Annotated in this window: 9 protein-coding genes and 4 tRNA genes; 5 read left to right on the top strand and 8 right to left on the bottom strand. The window is 71.4% G+C overall.

The window, feature by feature from the left end; all coding sequences use genetic code 11:
- From ACFY8W_RS20245 to ACFY8W_RS20230, 4 genes are all read right to left on the bottom strand, one after another.
- A partial coding sequence (locus tag ACFY8W_RS20245; protein ID WP_391106724.1) for a hypothetical protein occupies window positions 1-2,515 on the bottom strand: 2,515 nt, incomplete at its 3' end.
- A 157-nt stretch (window positions 2,516-2,672) separates the two neighbouring features.
- On the bottom strand, window positions 2,673-4,946 hold the full coding sequence (locus tag ACFY8W_RS20240) for a DEAD/DEAH box helicase (RefSeq protein ID WP_391106722.1): 2,274 nt from the start codon (window positions 4,944-4,946) through the stop codon (window positions 2,673-2,675).
- A gap of 200 nt (window positions 4,947-5,146) precedes the next feature.
- Window positions 5,147-5,671: a hypothetical protein gene (locus ACFY8W_RS20235; RefSeq protein ID WP_391106720.1), complete on the bottom strand. Its 525-nt coding sequence runs from the start codon at window positions 5,669-5,671 to the stop codon at window positions 5,147-5,149.
- A gap of 322 nt (window positions 5,672-5,993) precedes the next feature.
- Entirely contained in the window at window positions 5,994-6,344 is a 351-nt protein-coding gene (locus ACFY8W_RS20230) for a metallopeptidase family protein (protein WP_391106717.1), read from the bottom strand.
- A gap of 104 nt (window positions 6,345-6,448) precedes the next feature.
- On the opposite strand from ACFY8W_RS20230, the gene ACFY8W_RS20225 reads away from it, so the two are divergent.
- The 3 genes from ACFY8W_RS20225 to ACFY8W_RS20215 all read left to right on the top strand — a co-directional run bounded on the left by ACFY8W_RS20225 (window position 6,449) and on the right by ACFY8W_RS20215 (window position 6,730).
- A tRNA-Glu gene (locus ACFY8W_RS20225) sits at window positions 6,449-6,521 on the top strand.
- 39 nt (window positions 6,522-6,560) lie between these two features.
- Window positions 6,561-6,634 (top strand) — tRNA-Asp (locus ACFY8W_RS20220).
- 22 nt (window positions 6,635-6,656) lie between these two features.
- Window positions 6,657-6,730, top strand: a tRNA-Phe gene (locus ACFY8W_RS20215).
- A gap of 136 nt (window positions 6,731-6,866) precedes the next feature.
- On the opposite strand, the gene ACFY8W_RS20210 is transcribed toward ACFY8W_RS20215, so the two are convergent.
- From ACFY8W_RS20210 to ACFY8W_RS20200, 3 genes are all read right to left on the bottom strand, one after another.
- A complete protein-coding gene (locus ACFY8W_RS20210; protein ID WP_391106714.1) occupies window positions 6,867-7,709 on the bottom strand; it encodes a cytochrome c biogenesis protein CcdA in 843 nt (280 codons plus the stop codon).
- Window positions 7,706-8,536 carry a thioredoxin domain-containing protein gene (locus tag ACFY8W_RS20205; RefSeq protein ID WP_391106711.1) on the bottom strand — a complete coding sequence of 277 codons (831 nt, stop codon included), beginning with the start codon at window positions 8,534-8,536 and terminating at the stop codon, window positions 7,706-7,708. Before ACFY8W_RS20205 ends, ACFY8W_RS20210 begins: the two co-directional genes overlap by 4 nt.
- A gap of 228 nt (window positions 8,537-8,764) precedes the next feature.
- A complete protein-coding gene (locus ACFY8W_RS20200) occupies window positions 8,765-9,133 on the bottom strand; it encodes a hypothetical protein (RefSeq protein ID WP_391106709.1) in 369 nt (122 codons plus the stop codon).
- A 128-nt stretch (window positions 9,134-9,261) separates the two neighbouring features.
- On the opposite strand from ACFY8W_RS20200, the gene hrpA reads away from it, so the two are divergent.
- On the top strand, window positions 9,262-13,245 hold the full coding sequence (gene hrpA, locus ACFY8W_RS20195) for an ATP-dependent RNA helicase HrpA (protein WP_391106706.1): 3,984 nt from the start codon (window positions 9,262-9,264) through the stop codon (window positions 13,243-13,245).
- Window positions 13,246-13,316: 71 nt separating this feature from the next.
- A tRNA-Asp gene (locus ACFY8W_RS20190) sits at window positions 13,317-13,390 on the top strand.
- A gap of 482 nt (window positions 13,391-13,872) precedes the next feature.
- On the opposite strand, the gene bldC is transcribed toward ACFY8W_RS20190, so the two are convergent.
- Complete coding sequence (gene bldC / locus ACFY8W_RS20185; RefSeq protein WP_003949541.1) at window positions 13,873-14,079, bottom strand: developmental transcriptional regulator BldC; 207 nt, start codon at window positions 14,077-14,079, stop codon at window positions 13,873-13,875.
- Window positions 14,080-14,854 lie beyond the last annotated feature (775 nt).

Below are 14,854 nucleotides of genomic sequence, written 5' to 3'. Positions count from 1 at the left end.
GGTTCGACGCCGCCGTGCGCTCGGTGCCGTACGGGTAGACCGACACGAAGCTCCCGGCCGTCGGACCCGTCGCCGTCACGTTCAGGACCACCGCCGTCGCCCCCGGCTGGGGAACGGCGAGGCTGACCGTGCCGCCCGGGCCCAGCTTGCCCTTGCGGACGCCGAGACCGGAGCGGGTGTCCATCAGACGGGCCGGCGTCACCGGCTTGTACGTGCCGTGCTCCGCGAGCGCGCCGCCGCCCAGCAGGACGTCCCCGCCCAGCTTCAGGTCGGACCCGGAGCCGTCGGCGGGCTTCGCCGAGAGCTGCCAGGTGTACGCGCCGCTGACGGCGGTCCGGCCGTTCTCGTCCCGGCCGTCCCAGGCAGCGCCGATCAGCCCGCGCGTCTCCCCGCCGGACAGCGTGCGCGCGACGGTGCCGGTGGCCCGGTGGACCAGCTTCAGCTGCCAGGACGCGACCGGCTCGGACAGCCACCAGCGCGGCTTCCACGCGCCTTCGCGCGCGTCCACGGCGGCCGGCGTGTCGGCGTCGGGCGAGGTGAGCGCGGATCCTTCGCCGCCGGTCGGCACGACGTGGACGGCCTCGTCGGCGTCCACGTACGCGACGTGGCCGCCGAACCGGTCCACGGTCCAGTCCTTGCCCGGCGCGGTGCCGCGCGGCGTGCCGATCACCCGGGTGCCGGCCGTGCCCCGCAGGTCGGTGGTGCGGAGCTCGCCGTCCTTCAGCCAGGCGACGTAGCCGTCGGCGAGGAGGGCCGAGGCGTGGTCGGGCAGCGGCACGGACGTCTTGGCGGCCGTGTCGTACACGCCCGCCTTCCCGTCCCCGCAGTGCCAGTACAGCGACGTGCCCGCCGCCTGGAGCGAGTCGACGGCGCAATCGGCGACCTTGGCGGTGCCGAGCGGGCGGCCGGTGCGCACGTCCACCGCGCTCGCGTCGGTCGACGCGGCGGTCCACAGGGTGCCGCCGGAGAGCGCGAACGGCGCGTTCACGGCGCCGGTACGGACGTTGGCGCCGGTGTCCAGGTCGAAGACCCGGGCCCGGCCGTCCTCGGTCCGGGCGGCGGCGTAGCGGCCGGAGACCGCGAGGGGCGCGCCGGCGTCGTTCCGTACCTTCAGGTCCGTGACCGTACGGCCCGGCAGCGAGTCCTCGGCGTCGACGACCGCGAGACCCGCGCCGTCCTTCTTCCGGTAGACCAGCCGGCCGTCACCGGTGGCCAGCGGCACCGGGCAGTCTGCGGCCGGGGCGCAGCCGCCGGGGAACTGCTTCGCGTCGGCGCCCCGGTCCTTGCGGGCCCCGGCCTCCGGGGTGCCGGTCACGGTGAGGTCCTGGGTCCGCAACCGCGCCTCGGGACCGTCGAGCGTCGGCAGCCGGCCGATCGTGCTCAACCGGCCCTGGGCGAGGGCGAGACGGGTGGTCGCGGCCGGTACGGCCGGGGCGTCGGCGACCTTGCCGACGGACAGCGTGCCCGCCGTGGCGCCGGGCTTCACCGCGTACAGGCCCTGGCCCGTGCCCTCGCCGGTGTCGGCGCGGCCGATCAGCATCGTGCCGTCGGGCAGGAAGTCCGGCATGGCGGTGGCCCGCTCCAGGACGGTCTTCTCCTCGCCGCCCGTGAACGGCACGGCGACGACGCGCCAGCGGAGGGACGCGTACGTGGGACTGCCGGTACCCGGCAGCGGGCGGGCGATCAGGACCTGGTCGCCCACGGTGCCGAGCAGCTTGCCGGGGCCCTCGCCCTCGACGGTCAGGGTGTGGACGGGCTTCGACAGGTCCGCCTTCTTCCAGACCGTGAGCTTGCCGTCCTGGTGCCACTGGGCGACGTGGTCGGCGCCCGGCTCGACGTAGACGTCCGCCAGCTTCGTCAGGGTGGCGTTCCCGTCGCGGTCGACGCGGTACACGTCGGTCCAGCGCCAGTCGTCCGTGTACGAGCCGTACGTCTTCGACACGTAGACCGCGTCGCGGTCCCAGCCGGCGATGCCGACCTCGCTCGTGCCACCGGTCGGCAAGGTCCGCGTGGTGAGCCGGCCGTCCCGCCAGGAGTGGAGGTACAGGGCGGTCGTCCTGCCGCTGAAGTCGGCCTTCTTCGTGACGACGACGTCGGCGAAGGTGTTGAACAAGGACTCGCCCTCGGGCACCGCGATCGTCCGCTCGGTGCCGTCCCGCATGTCCCGCTGGAGCACCGAGCGCCCGTCGCCGACGAAGTTCACGATGTCGCCGCCCGTGCCGTACACGGTCTTGTAGCCGGCCGGCAGCGGAACGGGCCTCGCCGTGCCGTCGGCGTACGAGGTCCAGTGGAAGCCGGCCTGCATGGTGCCGGTCAGGAAGCCGGTCTCGCCCGCCTGCTGGAGCACGGCGGCGTTCGGGTCACCGGCGAGCTCGGCCGGGATGGTCAGTCCCGCCGGTGCCGGCGGCTCGTCCGCGAACGCGGCCGTCGTGGTGGCCGATATGAGCCCGGTGGTCAGACCGAGCGCCGTGACGACGGCGACGGCACTCGTCCGGGCGAGGTGATGACGTCTCAATGTCTCTTGAACCCCCCATAAAACACACAAAACACTGACCATACAGCGGAACGCCCGCATCCCCCTGCACAGGGGACGCGGGCGTTCGAGCCGTGGTTGCGGAAGCCGGGCTTCGGCAGACCCGGTGTCAGCAGACGGGACGTCAGCAGACGAGGTGTCAGCCGTTGCGCTTCCAGCGCGGCTTGTCGTCACGGCGGAAGCCGCCACCGGACGGACGGTGGTCGTCACGGCGGAAGCCGCCACCGGACGGACGGTGGTCGTCACGGCGGAAGCCACCGCCGGACGGACGGTCGTCACGACGGTCACGGTTGAACGGACGGTCGCTGCCGCGGTGGCCGCCGGCGGGGCGGTCGTCGCGACGGAAGCCGCCACGGTCGTCACGACGGTCGTTGTCGCGGCGGAAGCCGCCCGACGGACGGTCGTTGTCCCGGCGGAAGCCGCCGCGGTCGCCACCGCGGTCGTCACGGCGCTCGAAGCCACCGCGGTCGTCACGACGGTCGTTGTCGCGGCGGAAGCCGCCCGACGGACGGTCGTTGTCCCGGCGGAAGCCGCCGCGGTCGCCACCGCGGTCGTCACGGCGCTCGAAGCCACCGCGGTCGTCACGACGGTCACGGTTGAACGGACGGTCGTTGTCGCGGCGGAAGCCACCACGGTCACCACGGTCGCCACCGCGGTCGTCACGACGGTCGAAGTCACGGCGCTCGAAGCCGCCACGGTCGTCACGACGGTCACGGTTGAACGGACGGTCGTTGTCGCGGCGGAAGCCACCACGGTCACCACGGTCGCCACCGCGGTCGTCACGACGGTCACGGTTGAACGGGCGGTCGTCCCGGCGCTCCTCGCGACGCTCGGCGGCGCGGCGCTCCTCGCGGGCCCGCTCCGCCTCGGCGGCGGCAGCGGCGGCGGCGAGCTCGGCCTCGGCGGCCTCGGTCACCTCGGCGACGGCGGCCTCCGGGTCCTCACCGCGCTCGCGGGCGGCACGGGCCACCAGGCGGTCGGCCTCCTCGCGGAGCTCGACGGCCCGGCGCTGCAGGCGCTCCAGCTGCTTGGTCAGGTCGGCGACCTCGCGCTCGGCCTGCTTGGCGGCGTTGTTCGCGGAGTCGGCCTGGACCTCGGTCAGCGAACGGGCGCCGGTGATCTCGGCGACCTCGGGGTCGAACGCGCCCGCCCCGCCGACGATGTGGCGCGAGGCGTCGACGCCCGCGTCCTCCATCAGGCGGAAGATCTGGCGGCGCTGGTGCGGCAGGGCCAGGGAGACCACAACACCGGAGCGGCCGGCGCGGGCGGTACGGCCCGAGCGGTGCAGGTAGTCCTTGTGGTCGCCGGCCGGGTCCACGTTGAGGACCAGGTCGATGCCGTCGACGTGGATGCCGCGGGCGGCGACGTCGGTGGCGACGAGGACGTTGACGTAACCGTCCTTGAAGTCGGCCAGGGTGCGCGTACGGGCGCCCTGGGTCATGCCGCCGTGCAGCGCGTCGGCCTTCACGCCCGACTCGCGCAGCTGCTCGGCGACGCGGTCGGCGCCCAGCTGGGTGCGGACGAAGATGATCGTGCGGCCCTTGCGGGCGGCGATCGCGGCGGTGACCGGGGCCTTGTCCTTCGGCTTCACGACCAGGACGTGGTGGGTCATCGTCGTGACGGCGCCGGCGGACGGGTCCACCTCGTGCGTGATCGGGTTCACCAGGTAGCGCTTGACCAGGGTGTCGATCTCGTTCTCGAGGGTGGCCGAGAAGAGCAGGCGCTGGCCGCCCGTCGGGACCTGGTCGAGGAGCTCGGTGACCTCGGGCAGGAAGCCCAGGTCGGCCATCTGGTCGGCCTCGTCGAGGACGGCGACCTGGACCTGCTCCAGGGAGCAGGCGCCGCGGTTGATGATGTCGCGCAGTCGGCCCGGGGTGGCGACGAGGATGTCGACGCCGCGCTCCAGGGCGTAGATCTGGTTGCCCATGGACGTACCGCCGCAGACGACCTTCATACGGAGGCCGAGCACGTCGCCGTACGGCTGGAGGGCGTCCGCGACCTGCATCGCGAGCTCACGGGTCGGGGTGAGGATGACGCCGCGGGGCTTCTTCTTCTCGGTCTCGCCGCCGGCCAGGGTGGCGAGCAGCGGAAGGCCGAAGGAGAGGGTCTTGCCGGAGCCGGTACGGCCACGGCCGAGGATGTCCTTGCCGGCCAGGGCGTCCGGGATGGTCGCGGCCTGGATCGGGAAGGGCGTGGTCACGCCGTTCTGGGCGAGCTTGCGCACGACGCCCTCGGGGAGACCCAGGTCACCGAAGGTGAGTTCGGGGGTCTCGGGGGTCTCGTCGGCGGACGTCTCGTCGGCCTCGAAGGACTCGACGCTGGTCGTCACGACGTCGGCCTCGACGACGTCGACGATCTCGACGATCTCGTCGTTCTCGGGCAGGACGGCGTGATCAGAACTGAAAATGGACATGCGAAATGCGAAACCTTCCGGAGTCTCGGCACGCGCCCGTCAACTCCGTGTTTCGCACTACGACCGCCTCAATGCGGTCAGCCACGGCAAGGGAGAGTACGCGCCAGTCACGGCGCTCTTCGGTCTTGGCGCCGGGCAAATGGGATCAAACGATCTACCACCATACGCACTCTCCCCCGTCCAAGGCAAACCGTGCTGCGTCACACCGGCCCGGCCTGCGGTGATGCGTCGGGCTCGGCCGGCCCGCCGGGCCTGTCCGCGGCCCGCATGGCCCCCATGTGGGTGTCCGCGCCGGGCGTCGTCGTGGGCGTCTCGGTGACCGTCGGCTCGGGCGTCGGCTCCTGCGTGGGGCTCGGCTCCTGGCTCGGCGAGGGCGTCGGGTCCACCGGTGGCGTGGTCTCGCCACCCGGCGCACCGGAGCCGCCGTCCGTGCCGCTCCCGTCTCCCGGCTCGCCGCCCGGCGGCTCCTGCGGCTTCGGCGAGCCGCCGGGGCCGTCGGGACCGGCCGCGCCGGACGGCTTGGCCGAGGCCGACGGCGAACCGCTCGGCACGGGCGTCTCCGTGCCCTCGCCGTCGGGATCGGGCCCGCTGCGGCCCGTGCGGTCGTAGCCGCTCCCGCCGCGTCCGCCGGTGAGCCCGCCGTCGTCGGCGGAACCGGCCGCCGCGCCGCGCTTGCCCGCCGAGGTGCTGGGCGCCGGCTTCGCCCCGTCGTCGCTCACACTCATACAGCCGCTCAGGCCCGCGCAGGCGGCGACCGCCAACGCGGTGGCGGCCCATCTCACAGGGGTGGGCAAATGGCGCACGGAGGGCACCTCCAGGACACGACAGGCAGGAACGGGAAACGGACGCGGTTCGAACGCGTTGCCCTGCCCAACTCCCTTGGCGCCACAAGAGACACGCCCACAGGAGACCCGACCGGGAAGCCGGACCTGAAGCCCGACCGGGAAGCCGGCCCGGAACCGGACCTGAAGCCCGACCGGGAAGCCCGGCCCGGAACCGGACCTGAAGCCCGACCGGGAAGCCGGCCGGGAAGCCGGGCGTCCCGGCTCAGCCGTATCCGAGGGCGTGCAGCCGCTCGTCGTCGATGCCGAAGTGGTGGGCGATCTCGTGGACCACGGTGATCTCGGTCTCCACGACCACGTCCTCGCGCGACGCGCACATCCGCAGCGTCGGCCCCCGGTAGATGGTGATCCGGTCCGGGAGCACCCCGGCGTACCACTCACCCCGGTCCGTCAGCGGCGTCCCCTCGTAGAGGCCGAGCAGCTCGGGATCGTCGGTGGCCGGTTCGTCCTCGACGAACACGGCGACGTTGTCCATCAGCCGGGTCAGTTCCGGCGGGATGCGGTCCAGGGCTTCGGCGACGAGCTCCTCGAACTCCTCGCGCGTCATCTCCAGCACGCGCCCATTCTCCCTCCCCAGGAAACCGTTTTGGCGATACCGCCTGCCATCCCATATGCTTCTCACGTCCCCGACGCGCTGAGAAGCGCCCAGGTGGGCCCTTAGCCCTCATCGTCTAGTGGCCCAGGACGCCGCCCTTTCAAGGCGGTAGCACGGGTTCGAATCCCGTTGGGGGCACGCACAACCGTGTGCGAGACTAGTTCTCGCACGCTGCATGGTCCTGTGGAGCAGTTGGTTAGCTCGCCACCCTGTCAAGGTGGAGGTCGCGGGTTCAAGTCCCGTCAGGATCGCTGAGGCCGGAAACGGTCTCGTGGCTGGGTAGCTCAGTTGGTACGAGCGATCGCCTGAAAAGCGATAGGTCGCCGGTTCGACCCCGGCCCCAGCCACAAAGAGAAGGCCCCGTTCGAAAGAACGGGGCCTTCTTCGTGCTTCCCGGTCGTACGGATCAGGACCGTTCGGCCGTACGGAGAGGGAGCCCGCGTCCCAGCCCTCCCCCGTACGGCCGAACGGCCGAACCGGCCCCTAGACCTCCTCGCGGTCCCGCTGCCGGCCGCCGCGCCGCGCGCGCCACGCGAGGACCGCGCCCACCACCGCGACGACGGCCACGAGCAGCGCCCAGTCCGGGACGGACCGCCCCAGGGCGGCCACCCGCTCCTCCACCGCGAAGGAGTCGTCGACCGACAGCAGGCCGGGCAGGGCCGTCGTGCCGTCGAAGACCAGGAAGAGGGCACCGAGGACGACGAAGAAGAAGCCCGAGAGCAGTGAGGTCGAATGGGCCTCGAAACGGCCGACGCGGACCGGGCGGCCGCGCAGCCAGCGCCTGCGCCCCAGCTCGTAACGCTCCCAGAGCAGCGCGAGGACGAACAGCGGCACCGCCATGCCCAGCGCGTACACCGCGAGGAGCAGACCGCCGTAGGCCGGGCTGCCGCTGAGCGCCGCCACCGTGAGGACGCTGCCGAGGATGGGGCCCGCGCAGAAGCCGGCCAGGCCGTAGACCAGGCCGAGGGCGTAGACGGAGAGCGCGGTCGTGGGCCGGATCCGGCCGCTGACCTCGCTCACCCGGCGGGACGCGAAGCCGAGGCCGAGGATCTGCAGCACGCCGAGGACCACGATCGTCCAGCCGCCGAGGGCGACCAGCAGGTCCCGGTGGCCGTAGAAGAGCCGCCCGGCGAAGGAGCCGGCCGCGCCCAGCGGGACGAGGGTGGTTGCCAGGCCCGCGTAGAAGATCCCGGTCCTGGCCACCAGCTTCGCCCGCGTCTCCATCGAGTACGCGAAGAAGGCGGGCAGCAGCAGGGCGCTGCACGGGCTGAGGAGGGCGAGCAGCCCGCCGAGGAAGGCCGCGAAGTAGCCGATGCCCGAGGTCACTGCCCGGCCCCGCCGGTCTGCGGTTCGGAGGACCGCGACGGCTGCGACGAGGACGGCTTCGCTGCCTTCGCCGCCGCCTCGATGGCCTCCGTGAAGGCCTCGATCGGCTGGGCTCCGGCGATCGGGCGGCCGTTGACCAGGAAGGACGGGGTGGACGTCGCACCGAGCGAGTAGCCCTGTTCCTGGTCCTTGCTCACCGCCTCGCGGGCCGCCGCGCTGTCCGCGTCCCGCGCGAAGCGCGCGAGGTCGGCCACGCCCGCCTCCTTCGCGAGGGCGGTCAGGCGCTCCTCGCCGAAGCCCTTCTCCTTGGCACCCGGCGCGTACGCGGCCTTGTGGAACTCCCAGAAGCGACCCTGCTGCCCGGCCGCCCACGAGGCCCGGGCCGCGGCCTCGGACTCCTCGCCGAAGATCGGGAAGTTGCGCCACTCGATGCGCAGGATGCCGGCGTCCACGTACTTCTTCACCAGCTCGGGCTCGGTGTCCCGGGCGAACTTGCCGCAGTAGCCGCACTTGAAGTCGGCGTACTCGATCAGGACGACGGGCGCGTCGGCCCGGCCGAGGGCCAGCTTGTCGGAGGCGTCGCGGCGGGCGTAGGCCTCCAGCTCGGGATAGACGCCGGCGGACGGGTCGGCGGAGACCTCCGCCACGGACCTGCCGGAGGTCCCGGAGGGCGAGGACGGCTTGGTGGTCGCGTACGAGACGACGCCGAGCAGCGTGGCGGCGAGGGCCACACCGGCGACGATGACGACGGGCTTGGCCCCGGGCCGGGGCTTCGAGGCGGCCTTGGCGGTGGGCTTGGACGTGGACGCCGGCTTGGACGTGGGCATGCGGAAGCGCTCCTGAGGACGGAGGAAAGAGGACGGGCGGCGAGAGCGGGCGCCCGTCTAGGGCCGTTTCTTTCGGATCAGGGCCGGGATGGCCGCGGCGTCCGGTGCGGGTGCGGTGCATCGCCAGGCGCCGGAGCGTCGCGACAGCGGAGCTGCCGGGGCGCTTCGGCAACGCGGCGAGGTGCCGTGCCGGACGCCGCGGACCCGGCCAAGATCCAGAAAACGGCCCTAGACCCTCAGGACCGAAAGCTCCACCGGTGACGGCGCTACGAGCTCCGGCGGCTCGGGGCCCGGCACCGCGTCCGCCACGTCCTGGTCCGCGCCCCGGCCGCCGCACGGCGTCCGCTCCCCCGCCAGCGCGGGCAGCAGTTCCCCGAAGCCGTGCGGGCGCGGCGGCACGGCGGGGGCCGCGGCCCCCTCGTCACCGCCGTGGCCCTGGCCACAGCCCGGCCCGGCGGGCCCCGTCGCGGCGGCGGGCGCCTTCCCCGCCGCAGTGCCGGCGGGGACCCCGGCGGCCGCGCCGCAGACCAGCAGGCCCAGCACGAGACCCACCAGCGCGGCGAGGGCCGCCGTGGCGCGCAGGGTGCCGGAGGCCATGCGGAAACCTTTCGGGGCGGTGTCGGTCGGTGTGCCCGAAATACTACGCAGCGGCACCGCGCCCGCCCTCGAGCCACTCGTAAATCGGTTCGCCGCTTCTCGGCCGCAGGTGCGATCCTGGATCCCGTATGTCTACTTCCTTCGCCGCCCTCCAGTCCGTCCTGGCCGAGGTCTCGCTGCGGGACTCCCACCGGCTCGGCCGCCGTCTCGAAGGCGCCCGCCGCATCCGCAAGCCCGAGGCCCGCGAGGCCGTCCTGGACGAGATCGCCGCCGAGGCCGGCAAGGCCAAGGAGCGGTGCGACGCGCGCGCCGCACGCGTGCCCGCGGTCACGTACCCCGAACAGCTGCCCGTCTCCCAGAAGAAGGACGAGATCGCCGAGGCGATACGCGACCACCAGGTCGTGATCGTCGCCGGTGAGACCGGTTCCGGAAAGACCACGCAGATCCCGAAGATCTGTCTGGAGCTGGGCCGTGGCGTCCGGGGCATGATCGGGCACACCCAGCCGCGCCGGATCGCCGCCCGTACGGTCGCCGAGCGCGTGGCCGAGGAGCTGAAGACGCCCCTGGGCGGGGCGGTCGGCTGGAAGGTCCGGTTCACCGACCAGGTCGACCAGGACGAGACCTTCGTCAAGCTGATGACGGACGGCATCCTGCTCGCCGAGATCCAGACGGACCGCGAGCTGCGCGCGTACGACACGATCATCATCGACGAGGCCCACGAGCGGTCCCTCAACATCGACTTCCTGCTCGGCTACCTGGCCCAGCTGCTGCCGAAGCGCCCCGACCTCAAGGTCGTGATCACCTCGGCGACCATCGACCCGGAGCGCTTCTCCCGCCACTTCGGCGACGCGCCCATCGTCGAGGTCAGCGGACGCACGTACCCCGTCGAGGTCCGCTACCGGCCCCTCCTGGAGGAGGACTCGGACGAGGCCGACCGGGACCAGATCACCGCGATCTGCGACGCCGTCGACGAGCTCCAGAAGGAGGGACCCGGCGACATCCTGGTCTTCCTCTCCGGCGAGCGCGAGATCCGCGACACGGCGGACGCCCTGATCAAGAAGAAGCTCTTCAACACGGAGATCCTGCCGCTGTACGCGCGGCTCTCGCACGCCGAGCAGCACCGGGTCTTCCAGGCCCACTCGGGCCGCCGGATCGTCCTCGCGACGAACGTCGCCGAGACCTCCCTCACCGTGCCCGGCATCAAGTACGTGATCGACCCGGGCACCGCGCGCATCTCGCGCTACTCGCACCGCACCAAGGTGCAGCGCCTGCCGATCGAGCCGGTCAGCCAGGCCAGCGCCAACCAGCGCAAGGGCCGCTGCGGCCGTACGTCGGACGGCATCTGCATCCGGCTGTACTCGGAGGACGACTTCCTCACCCGTCCCGAGTTCACGGACGCGGAGATCCTCCGGACGAACCTGGCCTCCGTCATCCTCCAGATGACGGCCGCCGGCCTCGGCGACATCGAGAAGTTCCCGTTCATCGACCCGCCGGACCACCGCAACATCCGGGACGGCGTGCAGCTCCTCCAGGAGCTGGGCGCGCTCGACCCGGCCCAGAAGGATCCGAAGAAGCGGCTGACGCAGCAGGGCCGGAAGCTGTCGCAGCTGCCCGTCGACCCGCGGCTCGCCCGCATGGTCCTGGAGGCCGACAAGAACGGCTGCGTCCGCGAGGTCATGGTCATCGCGGCCGCGCTGTCCATCCAGGACCCGCGCGAGCGCCCCGCCGAGAAGCAGGCCCAGGCCGACCAGCAGCACGCCCGCTTCAAGGACGAGACCAGCGACTTCCTCGCCTTCCTCAACCTCTGGCGCTACATCCGCGAGCAGCAGAAGGAGCGGGGTTCCAGCTCCTTCCGCCGGATGTGCAAGCAGGAGTACCTGAACTTCCTGCGCATCCGCGAGTGGCAGGACATCTACGCGCAGCTGCGCACCGTCGCCAAGCAGATGGGCATCCATCCGAACGAGGAGGACGCTCCCGAGCAGTCCATCCACGTGTCGCTCCTGTCCGGCCTCCTCAGCCACATCGGCCTCAAGGACGTCAAGGACTCCAAGGACGGGCCGAAGGACGGCAAGCGCGAGGGCACCCGGAACGAGTACCTGGGCGCCCGCAGCGCCAAGTTCGCGATCTTCCCGGGCTCGGCGCTCTTCAAGAAGCCGCCGCGCATGGTCATGTCCGCCGAGCTGGTGGAGACCTCGCGCCTGTGGGCGCGGGTCAACGCGCGGATCGAGCCCGAGTGGATCGAGCCGCTGGCCGAGCACCTGGTGAAGAAGACGTACAGCGAGCCGCACTGGGAGAAGGACCAGGCGGCCGTGATGGCCTTCGAGAAGGTCACGCTGTACGGCGTGCCGATCGTCGCCGACCGCAAGGTGAACTACGGGCGGATCGACCCCGAGGTCTCCCGCGACCTGTTCATCCGCAACGCGCTCGTCGAGGGCGACTGGCGCACGCACCACAAGTTCTTCGCCGACAACCGCAAACTCCTCACCGAGGTCGAGGAGCTGGAGCACCGCGCCCGGCGCCGCGACATCCTCGTCGACGACGAGACGCTGTTCGACTTCTACGACAAGCGGGTGCCCGAACACGTCGTGTCCGGGGCCCACTTCGACTCGTGGTGGAAGCACAAGCGGCGCGAGGAGCCGGAGTTCCTCGACTTCGAGCGCGAGATGCTGATCAACGAGAGGGCGGGTGCGGTCACCAAGGCCGACTACCCGGACTCGTGGCGGCAGGGCGCGCTGAAGTTCCGGGTGACCTACCAGTTCGAGCCGGGCGCGGACGCGGACGGCGTGACCGTCCACGTGCCGCTCCAGGTGCTCAACCAGGTCACCGACGAGGGATTCGACTGGCAGATCCCGGGTCTGCGCGAGGAGGTCGTCACGGAGCTGATCCGGTCGCTCCCCAAGCCGATCCGCCGCCACTACGTGCCCGCGCCGAACTTCGCGACCCGCTTCCTGGACTCGGTCGTGCCCGTGCAGGAGCCGCTGACCACCGCGCTCGCCCGCGAGCTCCAGCGGATGGTCGGCGTCCCGCTGACGGCCGAGGACTTCGACTGGGCGAAGGTGCCCGACCACCTCAAGATCACCTTCCGGATCGTCGACGAGCGGCGCCGCAAGCTGGCCGAGGACAAGGACCTGGAGGCGCTCAGGCTCCGTCTGCGCCCCAAGGCCCGCCAGGCCCTCTCCAAGGCCGCCAAGGCGGCCACGGCGGGCCCGGACGGCTCCGGGCCGTCCCTGGAGCGCACGGGGCTGAAGGACTGGACGATCGGCACGCTCACGAAGGTCTTCGAGACCAAGCGGGCCGGGCAGCCGGTCAAGGCGTTCCCGGCGCTCGTGGACGAGGGCGACGCCGTCGCCGTGCGGCTCTTCGACTCGGAGGACGAGCAGGCGCAGGCGATGTGGCGGGGCACCCGGAAGCTGATCATGCTGAACATCCCGGTGAACCCGGCGAAGTTCGCCTCGGACAGGCTGACCAACCAGCAGAAGCTGGCCCTGTCCGCGAACCCGCACGGCTCGATCCAGGCCCTGTTCGACGACTGCGCGACCGCCGCCGCCGACAAGCTGATCGCGGACCACGGCGGCCCCGCGTGGGACGAGGAGTCGTTCCGGAAGCTGTACGACAAGGTGCGCGCCGACCTGGTGGAGCTGACCGTACGGACCGTGGGCCAGGTGCAGCAGGTCCTGGCTGCCTGGCAGGCCTGCGAGCGGCGCCTGAAGGCGACGAGCAGCCCGGCCCTGCTGCCGAACCTCCAGGACGTGCGCGAGCAGCTGTCCTGGCTGGTGCCGGCCGGCTTCGTCACCCGTACCGGCCTGAAGCGGCTGCCGGACCTGATGCGCTACCTGGTGGCGGTGGACCGGCGGCTGCAGCAGATGCCGACGGGCGTGCAGCGGGACACCACCCGGATGGAGAAGGTCCACGAGATGCTCGACGAGTACGCGTGGCTGCTCGAACAGCTCCCGAAGGGCCGTCCGGTGCCGTCCTCGGTCACGGACATCCGCTGGATGGTGGAGGAGCTGCGCGTCAGTTACTTCGCGCACGCGCTGGGCACGGCGTACCCGGTCTCGGACAAGCGGATCGTGAAGGCGATCGACGCGGCGGTGCCGCAGCCGGCCCGGTAGCGGCCCCGGTTCGACCAGACCGCTGACCTGCTGTACAGTTTTCCTCGCAGCCACGCAGCAGAGGCTGCGAAGGTCCTGTGGAGCAGTTGGTTAGCTCGCCACCCTGTCAAGGTGGAGGTCGCGGGTTCAAGTCCCGTCAGGATCGCAAGCGAAGAAGGCCCGCACCGTTCGGTGCGGGCCTTCTTGCGTTCCCACCGACGAGGGACCAAGGTCCCACCAAGGGGTGACCAACGGCGGGTTGGTGAACTCTCCGGGAGTGGAAGGCTGTTCGGTGGCAAGAGTTGCGCGATGTGACGGGTGTCACTGAATCGGTTTCAGAAACTGTCTCACTTACACCCTTCCTACATGGCCCCGATTTAATATGTGCAATTGCACCAGGTCTACGCGGGTCCGCGGCGGATGCATGGCGGGTACGGGACGGGCGCCCGGCGGGTGCGCGAGGGGTACGTCACAGGCGCGCGGGGGCACAAAAAGATCGCGCTGGACCCGGCGGAGTCCAGCGCGATCGATGACGGGGGACCTGTTGGGGCAGGTCACGCGTCGGCAGAGCTTTGGGGTCGGGCGGACCGGGTTGGGGGACCCGGAAAGTGCCCGGTACTACGGGGTGTCGCGTGTGTCGCGGGCGCCTCAGGCCTCGCTGCGCTGCTGGGGAATACCCGCCAGCAGGGCGCGGACCTCGGCCTCGCGGTACCGGCGGTGTCCACCCAGGGTGCGGATGGACGTGAGCTTGCCGGCCTTGGCCCAACGGGTCACCGTCTTCGGGTCCACGCGGAACATCGTGGCAACCTCGGCGGGGGTCAGCAGCGGCTCGGCATCAGGGGTGCGAGCGGTCATGAGCGGCCTCCTCGGGAGAACCGAACCTTCTCGGTTCTTTCCTCTAAATTCTGCACCTTGACCCGCCTTGCCCGAAATGGCAGAAGCGGGTCGAGTCGGTTATAGGACGAACGGCTTGTCCTCGGCACTACAACTACACCATCCGTCCAGCCACGTCGGCCAAACCGATGGAATTGCCCTCGCAGGTGTTCATCAGCGGCGGAAGTCGATGGACCATGCCATAACGGACAGTCACGCCACTGTGACGATCAGTCACAGAGCGATCAGGAGTCCTCAGACCCCCCATAGAGTGCAATGTCGAGCTTTCCGTCCTTACTTGGACGGAAGGAACCCTCCCCGGACTCCTTGTCCTATTTTGGCACGAGGGTGGGCGATGGGCGCAAGGGTGCGTTAAGTGCTGTCCGTCACGCTTGAGCCAAAGGCCCGGATCGGGACCTACGTCCTGCACCACACGCCCCAATGGCCCCACAAGAGCACACCAAAGACCCGAACTGGTGTCCAGCGATGAAGATCATTTACATCAGGTGGACATGTCCTGTCGATGATCAGTTGGCGAACTGCAGGTTGTGCACGGCCCGCCAGCGCGCGGCGAGCCGCCCGTAGGCCTCCTGCGCGCCCTCGCCGTCGCCGTCCCGCAGCGCCTCGATGCCCGCCGCCACGTCGGCGGCCGCCCCGGCGGCCCCCCCCCCCCCCCCCGCGGGCCCCGCCCCCCCCCCCCCCGCCCCCACCCCCCCCCCCCCCCCCCGCAGGAACACCTCCAGCCACCCCCCCCCCC

It is taken from the genome of Streptomyces sp. NPDC012637, assembly GCF_042954805.1.
In the GTDB taxonomy this organism is placed as follows: domain Bacteria; phylum Actinomycetota; class Actinomycetes; order Streptomycetales; family Streptomycetaceae; genus Streptomyces.
This window is presented reverse-complemented; position numbering and strand designations above follow the sequence as displayed.